Origin of the sequence: Bordetella genomosp. 9 (genome assembly GCF_002261425.1) — a bacterium.
Taxonomy (GTDB): Bacteria; Pseudomonadota; Gammaproteobacteria; order Burkholderiales; family Burkholderiaceae_B; genus Bordetella_C.
In genome coordinates this window covers 1-20,149 of sequence record NZ_NEVJ01000003.1, presented here as the reverse complement: position 1 = coordinate 20,149, position 20,149 = coordinate 1, and the positions used below count along the sequence as shown (strand labels likewise).

The following is a 20,149-nucleotide window of genomic DNA, read 5'->3' as shown; positions in this document are numbered from 1 at the left end:
ATCCTATAGACCGGGCCGAGTGGCCGATATTGTCCTGGAGGACAGGTTCAGGGACTAGATGAGTATCCCGACGATCAACGGCTGATGCCGTGAACTTTCAGCGCCAGCTGCAGGCGGTCGCTGACGCCCAGCTTTTCAAAGACGGAAGACAGGTGCGCCTTGACCGTCCGCTCGGTGATCCCCAGCGCCGCGGCGATCTCGACGTTGGCTTCGCCCACCGCGGCCCGGCGCGCCACCACGTCCTCGCGCTCGGTCAGGGCGTTGGCGTGCCATTCCTCCTTGCCCCCTGCCCTGTTTTCCACCAGGCGCAGCAGCCGGGTCACCAGGGAACGGCCCATCCAGATTTCCCCGGCGTCGACTACTTCCAGCACCTGGTTCATGAGCGATGGCGGCGCGTAGGCATGGCAGTAACCGACGGCGCCGGACGCCAGCACCTTGGTCCCCTGCTCGTCATGCGGCTTGGCGCTGGCGACGACGGTGCGCAAGCCAACGATGGCGCCGATCCACTGTTCGGACGTCCAGGCCGGCAGCTTGGGCAGGTCCGCATCCACCACGACCAGCGACCGCCCCTGCTCGCGCCAGCGCGGCAGGTCGGTCAGCGCCCGGCCTCGCGCCGGCAGCCAGCGGCGCGCATCCAGGCCCGACCAGTGTTTCCACAGCAGATCGTCATGGGTGACGAACAGAACCGGTGCCACGTGCATCGATACCTCTCTAGTGGCCTGCCGCGGCGCGACGTGACGCGTCGCGGCAGGTGTGCGGATGCGGATCCAGGAGAACGGACGGGACTTGCGGGACGGGCCGCGCGGCCTACCGTTCCGTGAAGGCGTTTTCCTTGGCGCGCAGGATCGGTTTCAACAGGTACTGCAGTACCGTCCGCTTGCCGGTCAGGATATGCACTTCGGCGACCATGCCCGGAATGATGGCCAGATGCTGGTCGCCAACCGAGCTTTTTTCCGTGCGCACCCGCACGATATAGAAGGAGTTTCCGCGCTCGTCGGTGGTCGTATCGGCATTGATCTGCTCCACGACACCTTCCAGGCCACCGTAGATCGAATAGTCGTAGGCGGTGAACTTCACCTCGGCCTTCTGCTCCGCATGCAGGAAACCGATGTCGCGCGGCTGGATACGCACTTCCAGCAGCAGCGTGTCATCGGTCGGCACGATCTCGACGATGTCCTTGCCAGGCTGCACCACGCCGCCCACCGTGTTCGCCAACAGCGTCTTGACCGTGCCGCGCACCGGCGAACGGATCTCCGCCAGCTTGACCTTGTCGGCCAGGGCCAGCTTGCCTTCGCCCAGTGTGCGCAGCTTGGTGGTGACGTCGGACAGGTCGCTGCGCGCCTGGTTGCGGATGTTCAGCTCCGCTTCCTTGGTCTTGCTCAGGGCTTCCTGGATGGAGGCCTGGATGCGGTCGATCTGCGCTTCCGCCGCCTTCTGGTCGCCGCAGCTCCTGGCCACGTCGCGCTGCAGCCGCAGCAGGTCGACTTCGGACACCGCCCCGCTGGCCAGCAACGGCCGGGTCACGGACAGTTCCCTGGAGGTCAAGGCGCACGTGGTCGAGGCCTGATCGCGCTTGGCCTGCGTTTCGCGCAGTTCTTCCTGGCGCTGCTTGACCTGTTCCTTGGCCACGCTGACCGTCGCGTTCAATTCGTTGGTACGCTGGATCCAGGCATTGCGCTCGGCTTCGGCCGCCACCGGCAGCTTTTGCTGCACCTCGTCCGGCACCTGGAAGGGTTCGCCCGTCGCCAGGGCGCGCAGGCGCGCCGCCTTGGCCTCCAACGACAGGTACTCCGCCTGGTTTTCGCCCAGCGACGAGTTGAAGCGCGTCGGGTCTATCTTCAGCAGGATCTGGCCGGGCTCGACCGTCTGCCCAGGCCTGACCAGGATTTCCTTGACGACACCGCCGTCCAGGCTCTGCACCACCTGCACCTGGCGCGACGGCACGACCTTGCCTTCGCCGCGCACGACTTCATCGATGGGGCTGAAACCGGCCCAGACCAGCAGGATGCCGACGACCAGCAGCGAGGTCCATAGCAGTACCCGGGCGCCGCGCGCGTCGGAATGGTAGATCGCCCATTCGGCATTGCCGGTGTAGTCGGTGCTGAGCTTGGGCTTGCCGCGCTCTTCGCCGTCCAGCAGGACGTCGAACAGCTTCACGAAGATGGTGCGCGGCAGGCGCACGATCGCGCCCAGGAACGAGCCGTTCGAGTTTGCAACATGCGTATTCATGCTCAGGCTCCCCGTCCCACCCGGCCAGTGCGCAGCGCTTCCACGACCTGCTCTTTCGGACCGTCGGCCACCACCCGGCCGCCGTCGATGACGATCAGGCGGGTGACCAGTTCCAGCAGCGCGGTGCGGTGGGTGATCAGGAACATCGTCTTGTTGGCGCTGGCCGCCGCCAGCTGCTTGCGCAGGCGCGTCTCGCTCTGGTGGTCCATATTGCTGCTGGGTTCATCCAGCAGCAGCACCGGGGGATCGTTGATCAGCGCGCGCGAAATCGCCACCGATTGGCGCTGGCCGCCGGACAGCGACTCGCCCCGCTCGCCGATCAGCATGTCGAAGCCATCCGGATGGACGTTGGCGAAATCGCTGACGCCGGCGACTTCCGCCGCCGCCAGGATGCTGGCGTCGTCCGCGTAGGGCGCGCCCATGGCGATGTTGTGCTTCAGGCTGCCGTAGAACAGCACCGGATCCTGCGGCACGTAGCCGATGGCGCGGCGCAGGTCGGCCGGATCGATCTGCCGGACGTCGACGCCGTCCAGCAGCACCGTGCCTTCGGTGGGCTGGTACAGGCCCAGGATCAGCTTTTCCAGCGTCGTCTTGCCCGAGCCAATGCGGCCGATGATGCCGATTTTTTCCCCGGGGTTCAGCTTGAACGACACGTTCTGCAGCACGGGCTGCGCCGAGCCGGGATAGGAGAAGGTGACGTCGCGGAATTCCACCGACCCATGGAACACCGGGCGATGCAGGAACTCGGCGGTCTCGGGCCGTTCGACGGGCAGCTGCATGTAGTTGTCGATGGAGCCCAGCGACGTGCGGGCATTCTGGTACTGCATCAGCAGCCCGGCGATCTGGCCCAGCGGCATCAGGCAACGGCCGGCGATCATCGACGCGGCGATGATGCCGCCCATGGACACCGCCGAATCGTGCGCCAGATAGACACCGATCGCCACCACCGCGACCGACACCAGTTGCGACATGGCGCCGACGAAGCCGACGGTCGTGCTGGACATCAGCTTGAGCTTGCTGCTGATGTTGGCGATGTATTCGGTCGAACGTTCCCAGTTGCGCTGCATGGCGCCCTGGGCGTTCAGCGTCTTCACGGTCTCGAAACCGGTCAGCGCTTCCACCAGGGTCGCATTGCGCTGCGACGAAGCCTGGTAGGAGGCCATGGTCATCGTTTCCATGCGGAACTGCGCCGCCAGCGACACCAGCACGATCAATACGATGGCGACGACCGGCGGAATCACCATCCAGGGCGAAATCCAGGCCAGCACCAGCAGGAACATGATGACGAAAGGCAGGTCCACCAGCGTCGTGATACTGGCCGAGGCAATGAAATCGCGGATGGATTCGAAGGACCGCAGGTTGGCGGCGAAGGAGCCCACCGAAACCGGCCGGCCTTCCATGCGCAGGTCCAGCACGCGCTCCATGATCAGCGCGGACAGCCTGATATCGACACGCTTGCTGGCGCTATCGATGACGTGGGCCCGCGCCGTGGTCAGGATGGTATTGAAAATGACCACGACGGCGATGCCGACCACCAGCACCCACAGCGTTTCCAGCGCATTGTTGGGTACCACGCGGTCGTACACGTTCATCGTGAACAACGGCATCGCCATGGCGAATATGTTGATCAGCACCGCCGCCACGATGGCGTCGCGGTACAGGCGGCGGTTCTCGAATATCGCCGACCAGAACCAGTGGCGTCCGCGCACCTTGTTGACTTCGGGCGAGCGCGCATCGAAACGGAACTGCGGCCGCACGAAACAGGCCATGCCGGTGTAATCCTGCGCGAGCTCTTCCGCGCTGATTTCCACCGCGCCCGCTCCCAGTTCGGGATGGCTGATCAGGTATTTGCCTTGACGCGCTTCCAGCAGCAGACAGGCGCGTTCGCCATGCAGCAGCAGGATGGCCGGCAGGATGTCGGTGGGGATCTCGGCCACATCGCGCTTGACCAGGCGCGCCGACAGGCGGGCCCGCGCCGCGGCACGCGGCAGCAGGGCCGGCGTCAGGCGTTGGTCGACCAGCGGCAAGCCCGCCGACAGCGCCTGCGCCGTCGCCGGCACACCATGCACCCGGGTCAGCTCGACCAGGCATTCCAGCAGGGGATCGTCATGGGTCGAGCGCGGGTCAACGCGCCACGAGTCCACCGAGCGGTCAAATAACTTGTCCGTCTTCATCGTCCAACAAATCCAGATGTTCGGATAACCTGGCCCGGTGCTGTTTGCGCTCGTTGAGCTTGCGCTGCGCGTGCGGCGGCAGATCGGTCAGCCGCAGCGTGCCATTGGCGATCAAGGCGTCGATAAGATCCTCGAGTACCCGTACGAAATCCAGATCAAGCCTGGAAAAGCCGTCTTCTCGATGATTGTCGCCTTGATTCGCCATGGCAGATCACCACTTCGGGGTGGAACCCGGCTGGGCCGGGCTGGGTTGAGGGGACCTGCCCGAGGGCACAAAGTCCGGCGGCGTGGTGCCGTTGTTGTAGATCACCTTGACCGGTTCCAGGCGCGTCGCGTCCGGCACCGTCGAATTGCACAGCTTGATGACGTCGTCGCTGACTTCCAGCTTGGCCTTCTCTTCCGGCGTCTCGTCGTTCGCGGGACGCAGGCCCAGCGTGGGCAGCAGCTTGTGCGACAGCGTCAGCCAGCGGTACTGGGCGACCTGCAGGTCGTACAGGGCGTTGGTCAGCGCGCGGCGCGATTCGAACAGTTCGTTTTCGGTGTCCAGCAAGTCCAGCAGCGTGCGCTGGCCGATCTGGAACTGTTGGCGGTAGGCATCGCGCACCTTGGTCGTCGCCACTTCGTGGTCGCGCAGGAAAGGCAGCGCCTGGCGCAGGTGAACGACGTTGTTCCACGCGATCGCCAGATCCTGCTGGATATTGCGGCAGGTGTAGTTGCGGACGTCGCGCGCGGCGTAGCTTTGCGCCGAGGTCTGGCGGAACCGCGCCGAATCCGCGCCGCCGCGGTACAGGTTGTACGACATGACCAGCTGCACGTTGGTGCTGCGGGTGTTCTTGTAGTCGGGGCCGGGCTGCGACGTATCGGTGCCGGTCGACGCCACGAATTCGAACTTGGGCGAGAACGCGCCCTTGGACGACTGCACGCCGGCATCGGCGGCCTGCAGCAGCGCCTGCTTGGACAGGAAGGACGGGTTGCCGCGCAGCGAATCGTTGAAGTTCTTCGGATCCTTGGGCAGCTTGTCGTCCAGGCGCGGGGGCGGCGCCAGCGTGGCCGGCACGTCCAGGCCCGTCACGCGGCGGAAGCGCTGCGTCACGTCGTTCAGGTTCGCGCTTTCCGTCATCAGGTTGGTCTGCGCCAGCGCCAGGCGGCCACCCGCCTGCTCCAGATCGACGCGACGACCCACGCCGGAATCGGCGCGTTCGCGGATCTGCTTCATCGTCTCATCGTGCAGGCTGTAGTTCTGGCGAGCCAGGAGCTCCAGATCCCGGTAACGCTCGACGTCCAGGTAAGCCTGGGTCGCGTTGAACGCCATTTCATCGCTGGTGGCCAGCAGATCGTAATAGCGCGACAGCTTTTCGAAGCCGGCCTGCTTTACGTCGTTGTTCGTCTTGAAGCCATCGAACAGCAGCTGGCGCAGTTCCAGGGTATAACCCGGACGGTTCCAGCTGGCGGACCCTTCGCCCGGCAGGTTGCTCTGCCACTCGTGGCCGACCCAGCCCTGCGCGTTGACCTGCGGCAGCCAGCCGCCCTTGGCGACATTCTGGCCTTCCAGCGAGGAACGGAAGTCGTTGTAGCGGGCCTGGATTTCCGGGTTGGTCAGCAGCGTCTGCTCGACGACCTGATTCAGCGAGGCGGAACCCTTGACGTTCGTCGCCTGCGACACAGGCGCGCCGGCGGCCGGCGCGACCGGCGGCTTCGCGAGCTGGCTATTGGGCTGAGCGGGCGGCGTCGGTTGGGCGACTGCGGCGGCGGTGGCAAAAGTTGCCAGGACGGCAACTAAATGCTTCAAACGAAACGATTGCATGGCATTCCCGTAATGCGTATTCGTGGTTGAGTAACAGCTGATTTCCCGGCTGTAATACTTCGCGCTCAGCACGTGTCCGCTCCGCATACAGGTATTTTTATAAGAGGAACGGTCGACGAAACAGCTATGAAGAAACTGCGGCCGGCATTGTCAGTGGCGTTCAACGCCCGATCAACTCCGAAAAAACGCGTTTTATTTCATTGCCTATCAACCGAATGTAAATATTATGGTTGGGAAAGGGTTGAGGCGGGGGACGCATTTGTAATGGCTTTTGGCTGATATCATGCTCAACCGTATCAACTTCTGCTTTTTGTCGACAATTTCTCCTAAAACCGTCGATCTTTGGTCCGCAATGACTCCATTATGTGTGTAACCTCCGACGCCGCAGCAAAAGTAATATGTAACGCTGTTGGCCGTGCACCACATCGTGGCAATGTAACAACATCTGTTGATACATACAAAACTTTCGGCGTTGCCGAGAATTTTCAAAACGAGCTGGCAGCATCCCTGCCGTTCCAGCGCCCGCCGACGCGCGGCCCAATCCAAAACTTTTCTGGTATAGTTGCGGACTTGCTTGATGTGGGGCGGTAGCTCAGCTGGGAGAGCGTCGCGTTCGCAATGCGAAGGTCGGGAGTTCGATCCTCCTCCGCTCCACCACCAGATTCCCAGCGGCATCCCTGGATGCCTCCAAACAAAACAGCGCCTGACGGCGCTGTTTTGCTTTGCACGGGTGGTTTTGCCTGGCCGGTGGTTTTGCCTGGCCGCTTTGCCCGGCAATCTTGCCCGGCAATCTTGCCCGTCGGCCAGGCCGACCCACGCTACCCGGCCTTCGCCACCAGGCCGCCGAGGACCGAGTCCAGATCGACCCGGCCGCGAAGGACGCTGTCGTCCGGACCTTCGAAGCAGATCCAGCCTTCGTTGAACCCGTCGAGCATGCGTATGCGCGGCATCGGGTTCTTCATGCCCTGGGCTTGAAACAGGGATTCCCAGTCCTCACGCTCGACAACCGCGGCGCGCACGGGGTGGCCCAATACCCTGGCGAACGCGGCGGCGATGTCGTTGGGGCTGACGCGGCGCGGCCCTTCGAGTTCCACCACGCGCGCACCGGTCCAGGTTTCCTGCAGCAGCACGGCGGCCGTACGCCCCACGTCCTCGGTCGCGACCATGGGCACCGGCCGGTCCAGCGGCTGCAGATAGCTGCCGATCACGCCCTGGCCGCGCGCCGATGCGACGTCCCATGCGGCGTTCTCCATGAACCAGCCGGCCCGCAGGAACGTCACTGGCATGGGCAGGCCGCGCAGCGTCTGTTCCATCAGCGTGAGCTGCGACAGCAGGTTGGTCTCGCTGGCCTGCGCGCCGATCGTGGACAGGCAAACGACTTTGGGGGGCCGGGCGTCGCGCAGCGCCGTCGATACGGCGTCGATGATGCGCTTGGCCGCCGGAAATCCCGGTTGGGGATCGAACGCCGGCGGCAGCAGGATGAAGACGCCCTTGGCGCCGCGGAATGCCTGCGCCAGCGCCTGGGCGTCGTCCATTTGGGCCACGGCGATTTCGCATCCCCGCGCTGCCCAGGATGCGGCGCGCCCGGCATCGCGCACGACGGCTCTTACCGGCTGGCCCGAGGCCAGCAGCTCGCGCGCCAGCGCGCCGCCCACCTGCCCCGTGATACCCGTGATCGCATACATGAATTTCTCCTTGGAAGTTGGGCTTGAATGCCTGCGGAGAGAATTCTGGACGACCGGCATCCATATCGAAATGATCCTAATGGAACTTGATAAGTGACATTCAAGCACCAATCGGGCATCATCGGACCTGCGGCCCCGGGAGCGTGTGACTGCACGCAGATACCGCGCCGCCAGCTCAATCTCCATCCACGCGAGCACCATGAAAACGAAACTGGAGAACGTCGCCAGCGGCATCGGCGTCTTCGCCGCCATCGTCGACGGCGGCTCGTTCGCCGCGGCGGCCGACATGATAGGCATGTCGCCGCCGGGCGTCAGCCGCGCGATCGCCCGCCTGGAAAAACGGCTGGGCATCCGGCTGTTCAACCGCACCACACGTTCGGTGTCGCTGACGGAGGAAGGTCGCCGGTTTCATGAACAGGTGATCCCGCATCTGGCGGGACTGGAAGAAGCGGCGATCACGGCGTCGGGCAGCGCCTCGGCGGTGCGAGGCCGGCTCAGGGTCAATGTGGACGCGGTGTGCTACCGGGCGATCCTGGGTCCGGCACTGGATCGCTTCATGGATGCCTATCCCGAACTGGAAATCGAGCTCATCGCCAGGGACAGCCTGGGTGACCTGGTCACGGAAGGCTTCGACCTGGCGGTGCGCTTCGGCAAGCCGCGCGACTCCACCCTGGTCGCCCGCAAGGTCCTGGACACCGCCGTCGTGACGGTGGCCGCGCCGGCCTACATCGAGCGCTGGGGCCGCCCTGCCCGCCCCCAGGATCTGCACGATCACGCGCGTCGGTGCCTGGAGTTCCGCGATCCGCAGACCGGCAGGCCGTTTCCGTGGGAGTTTCATCGCGGCCGCAAGCGGCTGATCGTGCCCACCCATGGACGCCTGACCGTCAACGATCCGGGCGCCTTGCTGCAGGCCTGCCTGGCCGGTTCCGGCATCGCACAGATGCTACAGCTCGGGGCCGCGGAACTGATCGCCGACGGCCATCTGGTCAACCTGTTTCCCGATTGGACGGACGAACGTTTCCCGCTCTATGTGTTCCATCCCTCCCGACATCATGTCCCGGCAAAAACGCGGGCATTCCTGGAGTTCATCGCCGACTGGGCACGCGGCTGACGCCGTGGGCCCTGCCGTGAGCGGCGTCATTCGTGGCCCTGGAGTTTCCCCTTCTGCAGCAAATCGTTGATGATCGCGGTCTGGTCCGTCTTGCCGCCCGTCAGGTCGACGTTTTCCAGGATGATCTTCTGGTCGAAACCATGCGCCACATCGCCCGCGGTGCTGACCTTCACCACGGTGTTGTTGCCGTCCTTGCTGAAGTTCAGGAACTTCGACAGATCCGCGTCGGCCGGGTTGTGCAGCATATCTTTCAGATTCAGCACGTCGCCGCCGCTGGCTGGCGCATCGTTGGAGAAATCCTTGATCGTGTCCACCGCGGGCCTGGACGTCGTGCCCTGGTCGTTCAACTCCCACTTGAAAGTATCGCTACCCGTCCCACCGTACAGGGTGTCGTTGCCCTGGCCACCGATCAGGGTGTCGTTGCCGCCCTGTCCGTAGATCAGGTCGTCCCCCGCCCCGCCGCGCACGGTGTCATCGCCGCCGCGGGTATCGCCCGCGACGTTGAAATCATCGCTATGGGATTTGATGTAGCCGTACAGCTCGGTCGTGGTCGCGGCGTGGCCGTTGGTCGACGTCAGGAAGTCCACCAGGCCCTGCATGCCCTGGCCATCGTGCGATCCGGCCGGATGGCCGGCCCATGACAGGCCGTCAGTGTTGATGGTATCCGCGAAGATCACATCGTTGCCGGCACCGCCGTCGATGGTGTCGCTGCCCACCGTCGCCGGCGTGGTCGACACGCTACCGCCTTGCAGCACGGTATCCAGATCGGACGCCTGGTGTGCGATATCCACCGTCCCGGCCGCGCCGGTGATCGTCGATCCGTAGGAATGCGTCTCGATGTTGTCGATATTGACGGTCGCCGAACCTAGCCCGCTGGTGTTGTCGCCGACGGAATAAACCAGATGATAGGTGCCGGCCGCGAGAATGTTGGACTCGATTTCGACCGCGCTCGAGATCGGCGAGGTCGAAGAGCCCGACTGCACGGTCTCCCACTGGCCCGTGCTGGTATTGAGCTTCTCGATGGCCCATTTGAAGCTGTCGCCGGTGTTGAAGTTGCTGGTCGAAACATCGAAGGCCAATGCCATCTTGGATGAACTGAGCGTGATGTTGGGGCTCACCACCTTGGTATCGCCGCTGCCCGTGACATCGGTGATCTGCATATAACCACCGAGGTTGCGGATGGCGCCGCTACCGAGGCCGCCTGACGTCGTCGTCCAGTTCGACGGATTGTTGATGCCGCTGCCGAAGAGGCTTCCGAAGCTGGCCAGCGTGGTATCGGAGTGAGATCCCACGCCAACCGTCACGGTACTCACGTTGCCACTGGCGGTGTTGTCGAAGAACTGCAGGTACTGGGCGCTGACGCCATCGCCCACGCCGATCGCATTGACACTGGTGACCTTGCTCAAGGCCTGGAAGGCGTTGATGGATTCCTGCAGGGTCGTCGCGTCGGTGGTCGATCCGTCGCCGCCGCGCGAGCCGTTGTTGTTCAGGTAATAGGTCGGGTCCCCGTCGGTCAGGAAGTACGTCATGTTTTCGTAGCTGCCGCCCGACTTTCCCGCCGCAGTCTGGGCATTGAACCAGCTTACGGTGGAGTTGAACGCGGCTTCGTAGTTGGTACCACCCGTGGCCGACATATTGTTGATGGCATTGATCAGAGTCTGGACGTTGCTGGTCGTCAGGTTCTGGATCTGGATCGTGCTGTCGGCGGACGTCCCGAACCCGATCAGCGCCACGTTGACCACGCCGCCCGAGTGGTTGTCCAGCGTATCGAGCAGGTTCAACAGCGCCGCCTTCACCAGCGACATGCGGTCCTGTCCGTAGCCCGGATTGCTGCCGCCATCCAGGCCCCACGCCATGCTGCCGGAATGGTCGACGATCAGGGCGATGTTGTAGCTCTTGCCGGCGATCACCGTGGTCTTGGAGCCGCCCGCGTCGCCGAGGACGATATCGTCGCCCGAGCCGCCGGAAATGACCCCGGAGCCGGCGCCGTCGTTGGTGCCGCGAATCAGGTTGTCGGTGACGACGGAGAAGTTGTACTCGCCCGAGGTGTCTTTGCCGCCGTTGGCCGTCCCTCCCGTGTCGCGCACCTGAAAGCCGAACGAAGCATCCGCGCCGGTGGCGCCGGGCGTATAGACGAGCTTGCCGGCGGCGATGTCGCCCGCCGATATGGCCTGCCCGGCGGTAACGACCGAGCCGTTCAGCGTCAGGGTGCCGTTGTCGGGCAGCCTGGAAACGATGACGCTCTGCAGACTGTTGCTCTCTCCATTGCTGTCGGAGAACGCGAATTCGCTGGTCGTGAAGACGTGCGTGGTGCCGACTTCGACGTGAGTGGAGTTCGCGGCCGAAGTCGGTGCGTCGTTGGTGCCGGTGATGTTGACACTGACGGTATGGGTCGCCGTCCCGTCCAGGGAAGTGACCGTAAAGGTACGCGTGCCCAGCGACTGGCCGCCCGACAGCGCCTGGACCGCGGCGCTGTTGTTGTCCAGCGTGTAGGTCCAGTTGCCGTTGGCATCGATGTTGAAGGTGCCATAGGTATCCTGGACAGTTTGCGGCCGCACGTAGCTTTCCCCGGAATCGGCATCGGTGACGTCGAGCTTGCCGGTGGCCGTCAGCGACGCGTCTTCGATGACGGTGCCCCGGTCGCCTACCCCGTCGCCGCCGCGGCCCACGATGACGGGTACGTCATTGGTGCCGTTGATCGTGATCGTCACGGCATGGACGTCGGTCCCGCCGTGGCCGTCGTCGACCTTGACGGTATAGGTTTCGGTGACCTTGTCGCCCGCCTTCAACGATTGCGCGGCGGTGTTGTCGAGCGTATAGGTCCACTTTCCGGTGTTGTCCACCGCGATCGCGCCATACGTGCCTTTCGCGGCGCCCTGGATCGTCCAGGTGGCCGTGTCGCCGCTGTCGACGTCCGTGCGCGTCAGTTGGCCGGAGACGACCTTGGTGCCATCTTCCGTGACCGCGCCCGCGTCGGCGCCGCCGGCGGGGAACGTAATGACCGGGGCGTCGTTCGTGCCCTGAATGGTCACGTTGACCTTGGCGGTCGTACCATCCGCGGAGGAAACCGTGAAGGTTTCCGTCATCGTCTGGTTAACCCCCAGGGCCTGCACCGCCGGCGCGTTGTTGTTCAACGTGTACGTCCAGGTGCCGTCGCTGCCCAGGGTGAAGGTACCGTACTGCGCGGTGACGTTCTGCGTGATGAACACCGCCTGGCCGGCGTCGGGATCGACGACGTCGAGCTTGCCGCTGGTGGTCAGGGTCGTGTCTTCCTTGACCGTGCCGGCGTCGCTGCCCGTCGCATGCGGCGTGATGATCGCGGCGTCATCGGTACCGTTGATCGTCAGGGTGACCGACTTTGTCGCCGTGCCGCCGTGGCCATCGTCGACCTTGACGGTGTAGGTTTCCTGGATGTGGTCCTTGGCCGTCAGCGACTGGGCTGCGGCGTTGTCCAGCGTGTAGGTCCACTTGCCGGTCTGGCCTACGCTGAACGTGCCGTACGCGCCCTTCGCGTTTCCATCGACCGTCCAGGTGTGCGTGTCGGTCGCATCGATATCGGTCTTGCTGAACTGACCCGTCGCGGTCTTGGTGCCGTCTTCCGTGACGGAACCGGCGTCAGCTCCCGTCGGAACGTTGATGGTGGGCGCATCGTTGGTACCTTGCACCGTCACCGTGACCGTACTCGTGGTGCCATCCGCCGAAGCCACCGTGAACTTCTCAGTCGCCGTCTGTCCCGCGGCGAGTTGCTGGACCGCCGTTGCGGAGTTGTTCAGCGTGTACGTCCATGTGCCATCCGTCGTCAGGGCAAATGTGCCATAGGTGCCGGCGGTGCTCGTCTGCGGTACAAACACCGCTTGGCCAGCATCCGGATCGACGACGTCGAGCTTGCCGCTGGTGGTCAGTGTCGTGTCTTCCTTGACCGTGCCACCGTCGCTACCCGTCGCGTGCGGCGTGATGGTCGCCGAGTCATCGGTACCATTGATCGTCAACGTGACCGACTTGGTCGCCGTTCCGCCATGACCGTCGTCGACCTTGACCGTGTAGGTTTCCTGAATATGGTCCTTCGCCGTCAGCGACTGGGCCGCGGCATTGTCGAGCGTGTACGTCCACTTGCCAGTCTGATCGACAGCGAAGGTACCGTAGGCGCCCTTCGCGTTGCCGTCCACCGTCCAGGTGTGCGTGTCAGTCGCATCGATATCGGTCTTGCTGAACTGCCCGATCGCCGTCTTGGTACCGTCCTCAGTCACCGAGCCTGCATCCGAGCCCGTCGGTGCATTGATGGTCGGGGCATCGTTGGTGCCCTGGACGGTCACCGTCACCGTGCTGGTCGTGCCGTCAGCCGAGGCAACCGTGAACTTCTCAGTCGCTGTTTGGCCAGCAGCCAGCTGCTGGACTGCCGTCGAGGCGTTGTTCAACGTGTACGTCCACGTTCCGTCTGTTCCCATCGTGAACGAGCCATACTGGCCGTTGACGTTTTGGGCAAGGAACACCGCCTGACCGGCGTCCGGATCGACGACATCCAGCTTGCCGCTGGTGGTCAGGGTCGTGTCTTCCTTGACCGTTCCCGCGTCGCTGCCCGTCGCGTGCGGCGTGATGATGGCAGCATCATCGGTGCCGTTGATCGTCAGCGTGACTGACTTCGTGGCCGTTCCGCCATGGCCGTCGTCGACCTTGACCGTGTAGGTTTCCTGAATATGGTCCTTCGCGGTCAACGACTGGGCGGCGGCGTTGTCCAACGTGTACGTCCACTTGCCGGTCTGATCGACAGCGAAGGTGCCGTAGGCGCCCTTCGAGCTGCCGTCCACCGTCCACGTGTGCGTATCAGTCGCGTCGGTATCGGTCTTGCTGAACTGCCCGGCCGCCGTCTTGGTGCCGTCCTCCGTCACGGAGCCGGCGGTTGTTCCCGCTGGCGCGTTGATGACGGGCGCGTCGTTGGTGCCCTGAACAGTCACCGTCACCGTGCTCGTCGTGCCATCGGCGGACGTGACCGTGAACTGCTCGGTCGCCACCTGGCCGGCGGCCAGTTGCTGAATTGCCGTCGATGCGTTGTTCAGGCTATAGGTCCACGTTCCATCCGCCGTCAGGGCGAATGTGCCGTATGTGCCAGCAGTGCTTGCCTGCGGCACGAAGACAGCCTGACCGGCGTCGGGGTCGACGATATCCAGCTTGCCGCTGGTCGTCAGGGTCGTGTCTTCCTTGACAGTGCCAGCGTCGCTGCCGGTCGCGTGCGGCGTGATGATCGCGGCGTCGTCCGTCCCGTTGATGGTCAGGGTGACCGACTTCGTGGCCGTGCCCCCGTGGCCGTCGTCGACCTTGACGGTGTAGGTTTCCTGGATGTGGTCCTTGGCTGTCAAGGACTGCGCTGCGGCGTTGTCCAGCGTGTAGGTCCACTTGCCGGTTTGGTCGACGGCGAAGGTGCCGTAGGCCCCCTTCGCATTGCCCTCCACCGTCCAGGTGTGCGTATCGGTCGCGTCGATATCGGTCTTGCTGAACTGACCCGTCGCGGTCTTGGTACCGTCTTCCGTGACAGAGCCGGTGTCGGCTCCAGGGGGGACATTGATCGTCGGGGCATCGTTGGTGCCCTGCACCGTCACTGTCACGGTGCTCGTCGTGCCGTCGGCTGACGTAACGGTAAATTGTTCGACTCGGCTCTCATTGACGCCCAGCGACTGCACCGCCGGATTGGCGTTGTTGAGCGTGTACGTCCACGTGCCGTCCGTTGCCAGGGTGAAGGTACCGTAGGTGCCCGCGGTGCCCGCCTGGGGTACGAAGACAGCCTGACCGGCGTCGGGGTCGACGATGTCCAGCTTGCCGCTGGTGGTCAGGGTCGTATCTTCCTTGACCGTTCCCGCGTCGCTGCCCGTTGCATGCGGCGTGATGATGGCCGCATCGTCCGTGCCGTTGATGGTCAGGGTGACCGACTTCGTGGCCGTGCCACCATGACCGTCGTCGACCTTGACCGTGTAGGTTTCCTGAATATGGTCCTTCGCGGTCAGCGACTGCGCTGCGGCGTTGTCCAGCGTATAGGTCCACCTGCCGGTTTGATCGACAGCGAAGGTGCCGTAGGCGCCCTTCGAGTTGCCGTCGACAGTCCAGCTGTGCGTATCGGTCGCATCGATATCTGTCTTGCTGAACTGCCCAGTCGCCGTCTTGGTGCCGTCCTCCGTCACGGAACCGGCGGTTGTTCCCGCTGGCGCGTTGATTACGGGCGCGTCGTTGGTGCCCTGAACAGTCACCGTCACCGTACTCGTCGTGCCATCGGCGGACGTGACCGTGAACCTCTCGGTCGCCACCTGGCCGGCGGCCAGTTGCTGAACTGCCGTCGATGCGTTGTTCAGGCTATAGGTCCACGTTCCATCCGCCGTCAGGGCGAATGTGCCGTATGTGCCAGCAGTGCTTGCCTGCGGCACGAAGACAGCCTGACCGGCGTCGGGGTCGACGATATCCAGCTTGCCGCTGGTCGTCAGGGTCGTGTCTTCCTTGACAGTGCCAGCGTCGCTGCCGGTCGCGTGCGGCGTGATGATCGCGGCGTCGTCCGTCCCGTTGATGGTCAGGGTGACCGACTTCGTGGCCGTGCCCCCGTGGCCGTCGTCGACCTTGACGGTGTAGGTTTCCTGGATGTGATCGTTCGCCGTCAGCGACTGGGCGGTGGCGTTGTCCAGCGTGTAGGTCCACTTGCCGGTCTGGTCGACGGCGAAGGTGCCGTAAGCGCCCTTCGCATTGCCGTCCACCGTCCAGGTGTGCGTGTCGGAAGCATCAATATCGGTCTTGCTGAACTGGCCCGTCGCGGTCTTGGCACCATCTTCGGTGACGGACCCTGCATCTGTGCCGGACGGGGCATTAATGGTCGGGGCATCGTTGGTGCCTTGGACGGTCACCGTCACCGTGCTCGTGGTGCCATCAGCGGACGCCACCGTGAATTTCTCGGCTGCCGTCTGACCAGCGGCCAGTTGCTGAACTGCTGTCGCGGAATTATTCAGCGTATAGGTCCACGTGCCATCCGTGCCCATCGTGAACGCGCCGTATTGGCCATTCACGTTCTGTGCCACGAACACGGCCTGGCCGGCATCCGGATCAGCGACGTCCAGCTTGCCGCTGGTAGTCAGCGTCGTATCTTCCTTGACCGTTCCAGCGTCGCTGCCTGTCGCGTGCGGCGTGATGATCGCGGCGTCGTCGGTGCCGTTAATGGTCAGGGTCACCGACTTCGTGGCCGTGCCGCCATGGCCGTCGTCGACCTTGACGGTGTAGGTTTCCTGGATGTGGTCCTTCGCGGTCAGGGACTGTGCAGCTGCGTTGTCCAGCGTGTACGTCCACTTGCCTGCCTGATCGACAGCAAAGGTGCCGTAGGTGCCCTTCGCGTTGCCATCCACCGTCCAGGTGTGCGTGTCGGTCGCGTCGACGTCCGTCTTGCTGAACTGACCGGTCGCGGTTTTGGTACCGTCCTCCGTCACGGAGCCGGCGGTTGCTCCAGCCGGCGCGTTGATGATCGGCGCGTCGTTAGTGCCTTGGACGGTCACGGTTACCGTGCTCGTCGTCCCGTCGGCGGACGTTACCGTGAAGCTTTCAGTCGCCGTCTGGCCGGCAGCCAGTTGCTGAACTGCCGTGGAGGCGTTGTTCAGGTTGTAGGTCCATGTGCCATCTGTCGTCAGGGCAAAAGTGCCATAGGTGCCGGCGGTGCTCGCCTGCGGTACGAAGACCGCTTGACCAGCATCCGGATCGACGACGTCCAGTTTGCCGCTGGTAGTCAGCGTAGTGTCTTCCTTAACCGTACCGGCATCGCTGCCTGTCGCGTGCGGGGTAATGATCGCAGCATCGTCGGTGCCATTGACGGTCAGCGTCACGGACTTCGTGGCCGTGCCGCCGTGGCCGTCGTCGACCTTGACGGTGTAGGTTTCCTGGATGTGATCCTTCGCGGTCAGCGACTGGGCTGCGGTGTTGTCCAGCGTGTATGTCCACTTACCCGTCTGGTCGACGCTGAAGGTGCCGAAGGCGCCCTTCGAGTTTCCATCAACCGTCCAGGTATGCGTATCGGTGGCGTCGATATCAGTCTTGCTGAACTGACCTGTCGCGGTCTTGGTGCCGTCTTCCGTGACGGAACCAGTGTCGGCGCCAGACGGGGCATTGATCGTCGGGGCGTCATTCGTCCCCTGGACCGTCACCGTGACCGTACTTGTGGTGCCATCGGCGGAGGCAACCGTGAACCTCTCCGTCGCCGTTTGACCAACGGCCAGTTGCTGAACCGCCGTCGACGCGTTGTTCAACGTGTACGTCCACGTGCCATCCGCGCTCATCGTGAACGAGCCGTATTGGCCATTCACATTTTGCGCAACGAAAACCGCCTGGCCGGCGTCCGGATCGACGACGTCGAGCTTGCCGCTGGTCGTCAGCGTCGTATCTTCCTTGACCGTACCGGCATCGCTGCCGGTCGCATGCGGCGTGATGATCGCCGCATCGTCCGTGCCGTTTATCGTCAGGGTGACCGACTTGGTCGCCGTGCCGCCATGGCCGTCATCCACCTTGACCGTGTACGTTTCCTGGACGTGGTCCTTGGCCGTCAGCGACTGGGCCGCGGCGTTATCCAACGTGTACGTCCACTTGCCGGTTTGGTCCACGGCGAAGGTGCCGTAGGCGCCCTTGGCGTTGCCGTCTACCGTCCACGTATGGGTATCAGTCGCGTCGATATCGGTCTTGCTAAATTGACCGTTCGCCGTCTTGGTGCCATCTTCAGTGACATCGCCGACAGTTGTTCCAGCCGGCGCATTGATGATAGGCGCATCGTTGGAGCCCTGAACAGCCACCGTGACCGTACTGGTCGTACCATCAGCCGAGGCGACCGTGAAGTTTTCGGTCGCCGTCTGACCGGCGGCCAGCTGCTGGACGGCGGTCGAGGCATTGTTCAGCGTGTAGGTCCAGGTGCCGTCCGCGGTCAGGGCAAAGGTGCCATAGGTACCCACTACGCCCGTCTGCGGCACGAACACCGCTTGACCGGCGTCCGGATCGACAACATCCAGCTTGCCGCTGGTCGTCAGCGTGGTGTCTTCCTTCACCGTGCCGGCATCGCTGCCCGTTGCATGCGGCGTGATGATGGCCGCATCGTCCGTACCGTTTATGGTCAGAGTGACCGACTTCGTGGCCGTGCCACCATGACCGTCGTCGACCTTGACCGTGTAGGTTTCCTGAATGTGGTCTTTCGCGGTCAGCGACTGCGCTGCAGCATTGTCCAGCGTGTAGGTCCACTTGCCGGCCTGGTCGACGGCGAAGGTGCCGTAAGCGCCTTTCGCGTTGCCGTCCACCGTCCAGGCGTGGGTATCGGTGGCGTCGATATCGGTCTTGCTGAACTGACCCGTCGCGGTCTTGGTGCCGTCTTCTGTAACCGAACCGGCATCAGCTCCCGTCGGAACGTTGATGGTGGGCGCATCGTTGGTACCCTGCACCGTCACCGTGACCGTGCTCGTGGTGCCATCTGCCGACGCCACCGTGAACTTCTCAGTCGCCGTCTGGCCCGCGGCGAGTTGCTGGACCGCCGTTGCGGAGTTGTTCAGCGTATACGTCCATGTGCCATCCGTCGTCAGGGCAAAGGTGCCATAAGTACCTGCGGTGTTCGTCTGCGGTACAAACACCGCTTGACCAGCATCCGGATCGACGACGTCGAGCTTGCCGCTGGTGGTCAGGGTCGTGTCTTCCTTGACCGTGCCACCGTCGCTACCCGTCGCGTGCGGCGTAATGATGGCGGCGTCATCGGTACCATTGATCGTCAGCGTGACAGACTTGGTCGCCGTTCCGCCGTGACCGTCGTCGACCTTGACCGTGTAGGTTTCCTGGATGTGGTCCTTCGCCGTCAGCGACTGAGTCGCAGCGTTGTCCAGGGTGTACGTCCACTTGCCGGTCTGGTCGACGGCGAAGGTACCGTAGGCGCCCTTCGAGTTGCCGTCGACAGTCCAGCTGTGCGTGTCCGTCGCGTCGATGTCCGTCTTGCTGAACTGGCCCGTCGCGGTCTTGGTGCCGTCTTCTGTAACCGAACCGGCATCAGCTCCCGTCGGAACGTTGATGGTGGGCGCATCGTTGGTACCCTGCACCGTCACCGTGACCGTGCTCGTGGTGCCATCTGCCGACGCCACCGTGAACTTCTCAGTCGCCGTCTGGCCCGCGGCGAGTTGCTGGACCGCCGTTGCGGAGTTGTTCAGCGTATACGTCCATGTGCCATCCGTCGTCAGGGCAAAGGTGCCATAAGTACCTGCGGTGTTCGTCTGCGGTACAAACACCGCTTGGCCAGCATCCGGATCGACGACGTCGAGCTTGCCGCTGGTGGTCAGGGTCGTGTCCTCCTTGACCGTTCCCGCGTCGCTGCCCGTCGCATGCGGCGTGATGATGGCAGCGTCATCGGTACCATTGATCGTCAACGTGACCGACTTGATCGCCGTTCCGCCATGGCCATCATCGACCTTGACCGTGTAGGTTTCCTGAATGTGGTCCTTAGCAGTCAGCGACTGGGCCGCGGCGTTGTCCAGCGTGTAGGTCCACTTGCCGGTCTGATCCACAGCGAAGGTGCCGTAGGCGCCCTTCGCGCTGCCGTCCACCGTCCAAGTGTGCGTATCGGTCGCGTCGATATCGGTCTTGCTGAATTGACCCGTCGCGCTCTTGGTGCCGTCTTCCGTGACGGAACCGGCGTCCGTGCCAGTGGGAGCGTTGATGGCGGGTGCGTCGTTGGTGCCCTGCACGGTCACCGTGACCGTACTCGTGGTGCCATCAGCAGAGGCCACCGTGAACTTCTCGGCCGCAGTCTGACCGGCAGCCAGCTGCTGGACCGCTATCGACGCGTTGTTCAGCGTATAGGTCCACGTGCCGTCCGTACCCATCGTGAACGAGCCATACTGGCCATTGACGTTTTGGGCAAGAAACACCGCCTGACCGGCGTCCGGATCCACGACATCCAGCTTGCCGCTCGTCGTCAGCGTCGTGTCTTCCTTGACCGTTCCCGCGTCGCTGCCCGTCGCGTGCGGCGTAATGATCGCAGCGTCGTCGGTACCATTGATCGTCAGCGTGACAGACTTGGTCGCCGTTCCGCCGTGACCGTCGTCGACCTTGACCGTGTAGGTTTCCTGGATGTGGTCCTTCGCCGTCAGCGACTGAGTCGCAGCGTTGTCCA

The 20,149-nt window shown here is 63.8% G+C and carries 8 protein-coding genes and 1 tRNA gene; 2 read left to right on the top strand and 7 right to left on the bottom strand.

Annotated elements, in window-relative coordinates; all coding sequences use genetic code 11:
* Positions 1 to 74 precede the first annotated feature (74 nt).
* From CAL26_RS11380 to CAL26_RS11360, 5 genes are all read right to left on the bottom strand, one after another.
* Positions 75 to 701: a response regulator transcription factor gene (locus tag CAL26_RS11380; protein WP_094847054.1), complete on the bottom strand. Its 627-nt coding sequence runs from the start codon at positions 699 to 701 to the stop codon at positions 75 to 77.
* 106 nt (positions 702 to 807) lie between these two features.
* Positions 808 to 2,229, bottom strand: a complete 1,422-nt coding sequence (locus tag CAL26_RS11375; protein ID WP_094847053.1) for an HlyD family type I secretion periplasmic adaptor subunit — start codon at positions 2,227 to 2,229, stop codon at positions 808 to 810.
* A gap of 2 nt (positions 2,230 to 2,231) precedes the next feature.
* A complete protein-coding gene (locus tag CAL26_RS11370) occupies positions 2,232 to 4,403 on the bottom strand; it encodes a type I secretion system permease/ATPase (protein WP_094847052.1) in 2,172 nt (723 codons plus the stop codon).
* Complete coding sequence (locus tag CAL26_RS11365) at positions 4,381 to 4,608, bottom strand: hypothetical protein (RefSeq protein ID WP_094847051.1); 228 nt, start codon at positions 4,606 to 4,608, stop codon at positions 4,381 to 4,383. The genes CAL26_RS11370 and CAL26_RS11365 overlap by 23 nt, the downstream gene beginning before the upstream one ends.
* A 6-nt stretch (positions 4,609 to 4,614) precedes the next feature.
* Complete coding sequence (locus CAL26_RS11360; protein WP_094847050.1) at positions 4,615 to 6,207, bottom strand: TolC family outer membrane protein; 1,593 nt, start codon at positions 6,205 to 6,207, stop codon at positions 4,615 to 4,617.
* Between the two features lie 581 nt (positions 6,208 to 6,788).
* Here CAL26_RS11360 and CAL26_RS11355 point away from each other — a divergent pair.
* Positions 6,789 to 6,864: transfer RNA gene (locus tag CAL26_RS11355), tRNA-Ala, on the top strand.
* Positions 6,865 to 7,025: 161 nt separating this feature from the next.
* Here CAL26_RS11355 and CAL26_RS11350 read toward each other — a convergent pair.
* Positions 7,026 to 7,892: an NmrA family NAD(P)-binding protein gene (locus CAL26_RS11350; protein ID WP_094847049.1), complete on the bottom strand. Its 867-nt coding sequence runs from the start codon at positions 7,890 to 7,892 to the stop codon at positions 7,026 to 7,028.
* 199 nt (positions 7,893 to 8,091) lie between these two features.
* Between CAL26_RS11350 and CAL26_RS11345 the strand changes: the two genes are divergently transcribed.
* Positions 8,092 to 9,003, top strand: a complete 912-nt coding sequence (locus CAL26_RS11345; RefSeq protein WP_094847048.1) for a LysR family transcriptional regulator — start codon at positions 8,092 to 8,094, stop codon at positions 9,001 to 9,003.
* 26 nt (positions 9,004 to 9,029) lie between these two features.
* Here the strand turns inward: CAL26_RS11345 and CAL26_RS11340 are convergent, their stop codons facing one another.
* Positions 9,030 to 20,108: a VCBS domain-containing protein gene (locus CAL26_RS11340; protein ID WP_373454511.1), complete on the bottom strand. Its 11,079-nt coding sequence runs from the start codon at positions 20,106 to 20,108 to the stop codon at positions 9,030 to 9,032.
* Between the last annotated feature and the right edge of the window lie 41 nt (positions 20,109 to 20,149).

Excerpts from the sequence above, each read along its gene's own strand:
- CAL26_RS11370 (WP_094847052.1), bottom strand. The coding sequence starts at position 4,403 with ATGAAGACGGACAAGTTATTTGACCGCTCGGTGGACTCGTGGCGCGTT.
- CAL26_RS11380 (WP_094847054.1), bottom strand. The coding sequence starts at position 701 with ATGCACGTGGCACCGGTTCTGTTCGTCACCCATGACGATCTGCTGTGG.
- CAL26_RS11350 (WP_094847049.1), bottom strand. The coding sequence starts at position 7,892 with ATGTATGCGATCACGGGTATCACGGGGCAGGTGGGCGGCGCGCTGGCG.
- CAL26_RS11360 (WP_094847050.1), bottom strand. The coding sequence starts at position 6,207 with ATGCAATCGTTTCGTTTGAAGCATTTAGTTGCCGTCCTGGCAACTTTT.
- CAL26_RS11375 (WP_094847053.1), bottom strand. The coding sequence starts at position 2,229 with ATGAATACGCATGTTGCAAACTCGAACGGCTCGTTCCTGGGCGCGATC.
- CAL26_RS11365 (WP_094847051.1), bottom strand. The coding sequence starts at position 4,608 with ATGGCGAATCAAGGCGACAATCATCGAGAAGACGGCTTTTCCAGGCTT.
- CAL26_RS11345 (WP_094847048.1), top strand. The coding sequence starts at position 8,092 with ATGAAAACGAAACTGGAGAACGTCGCCAGCGGCATCGGCGTCTTCGCC.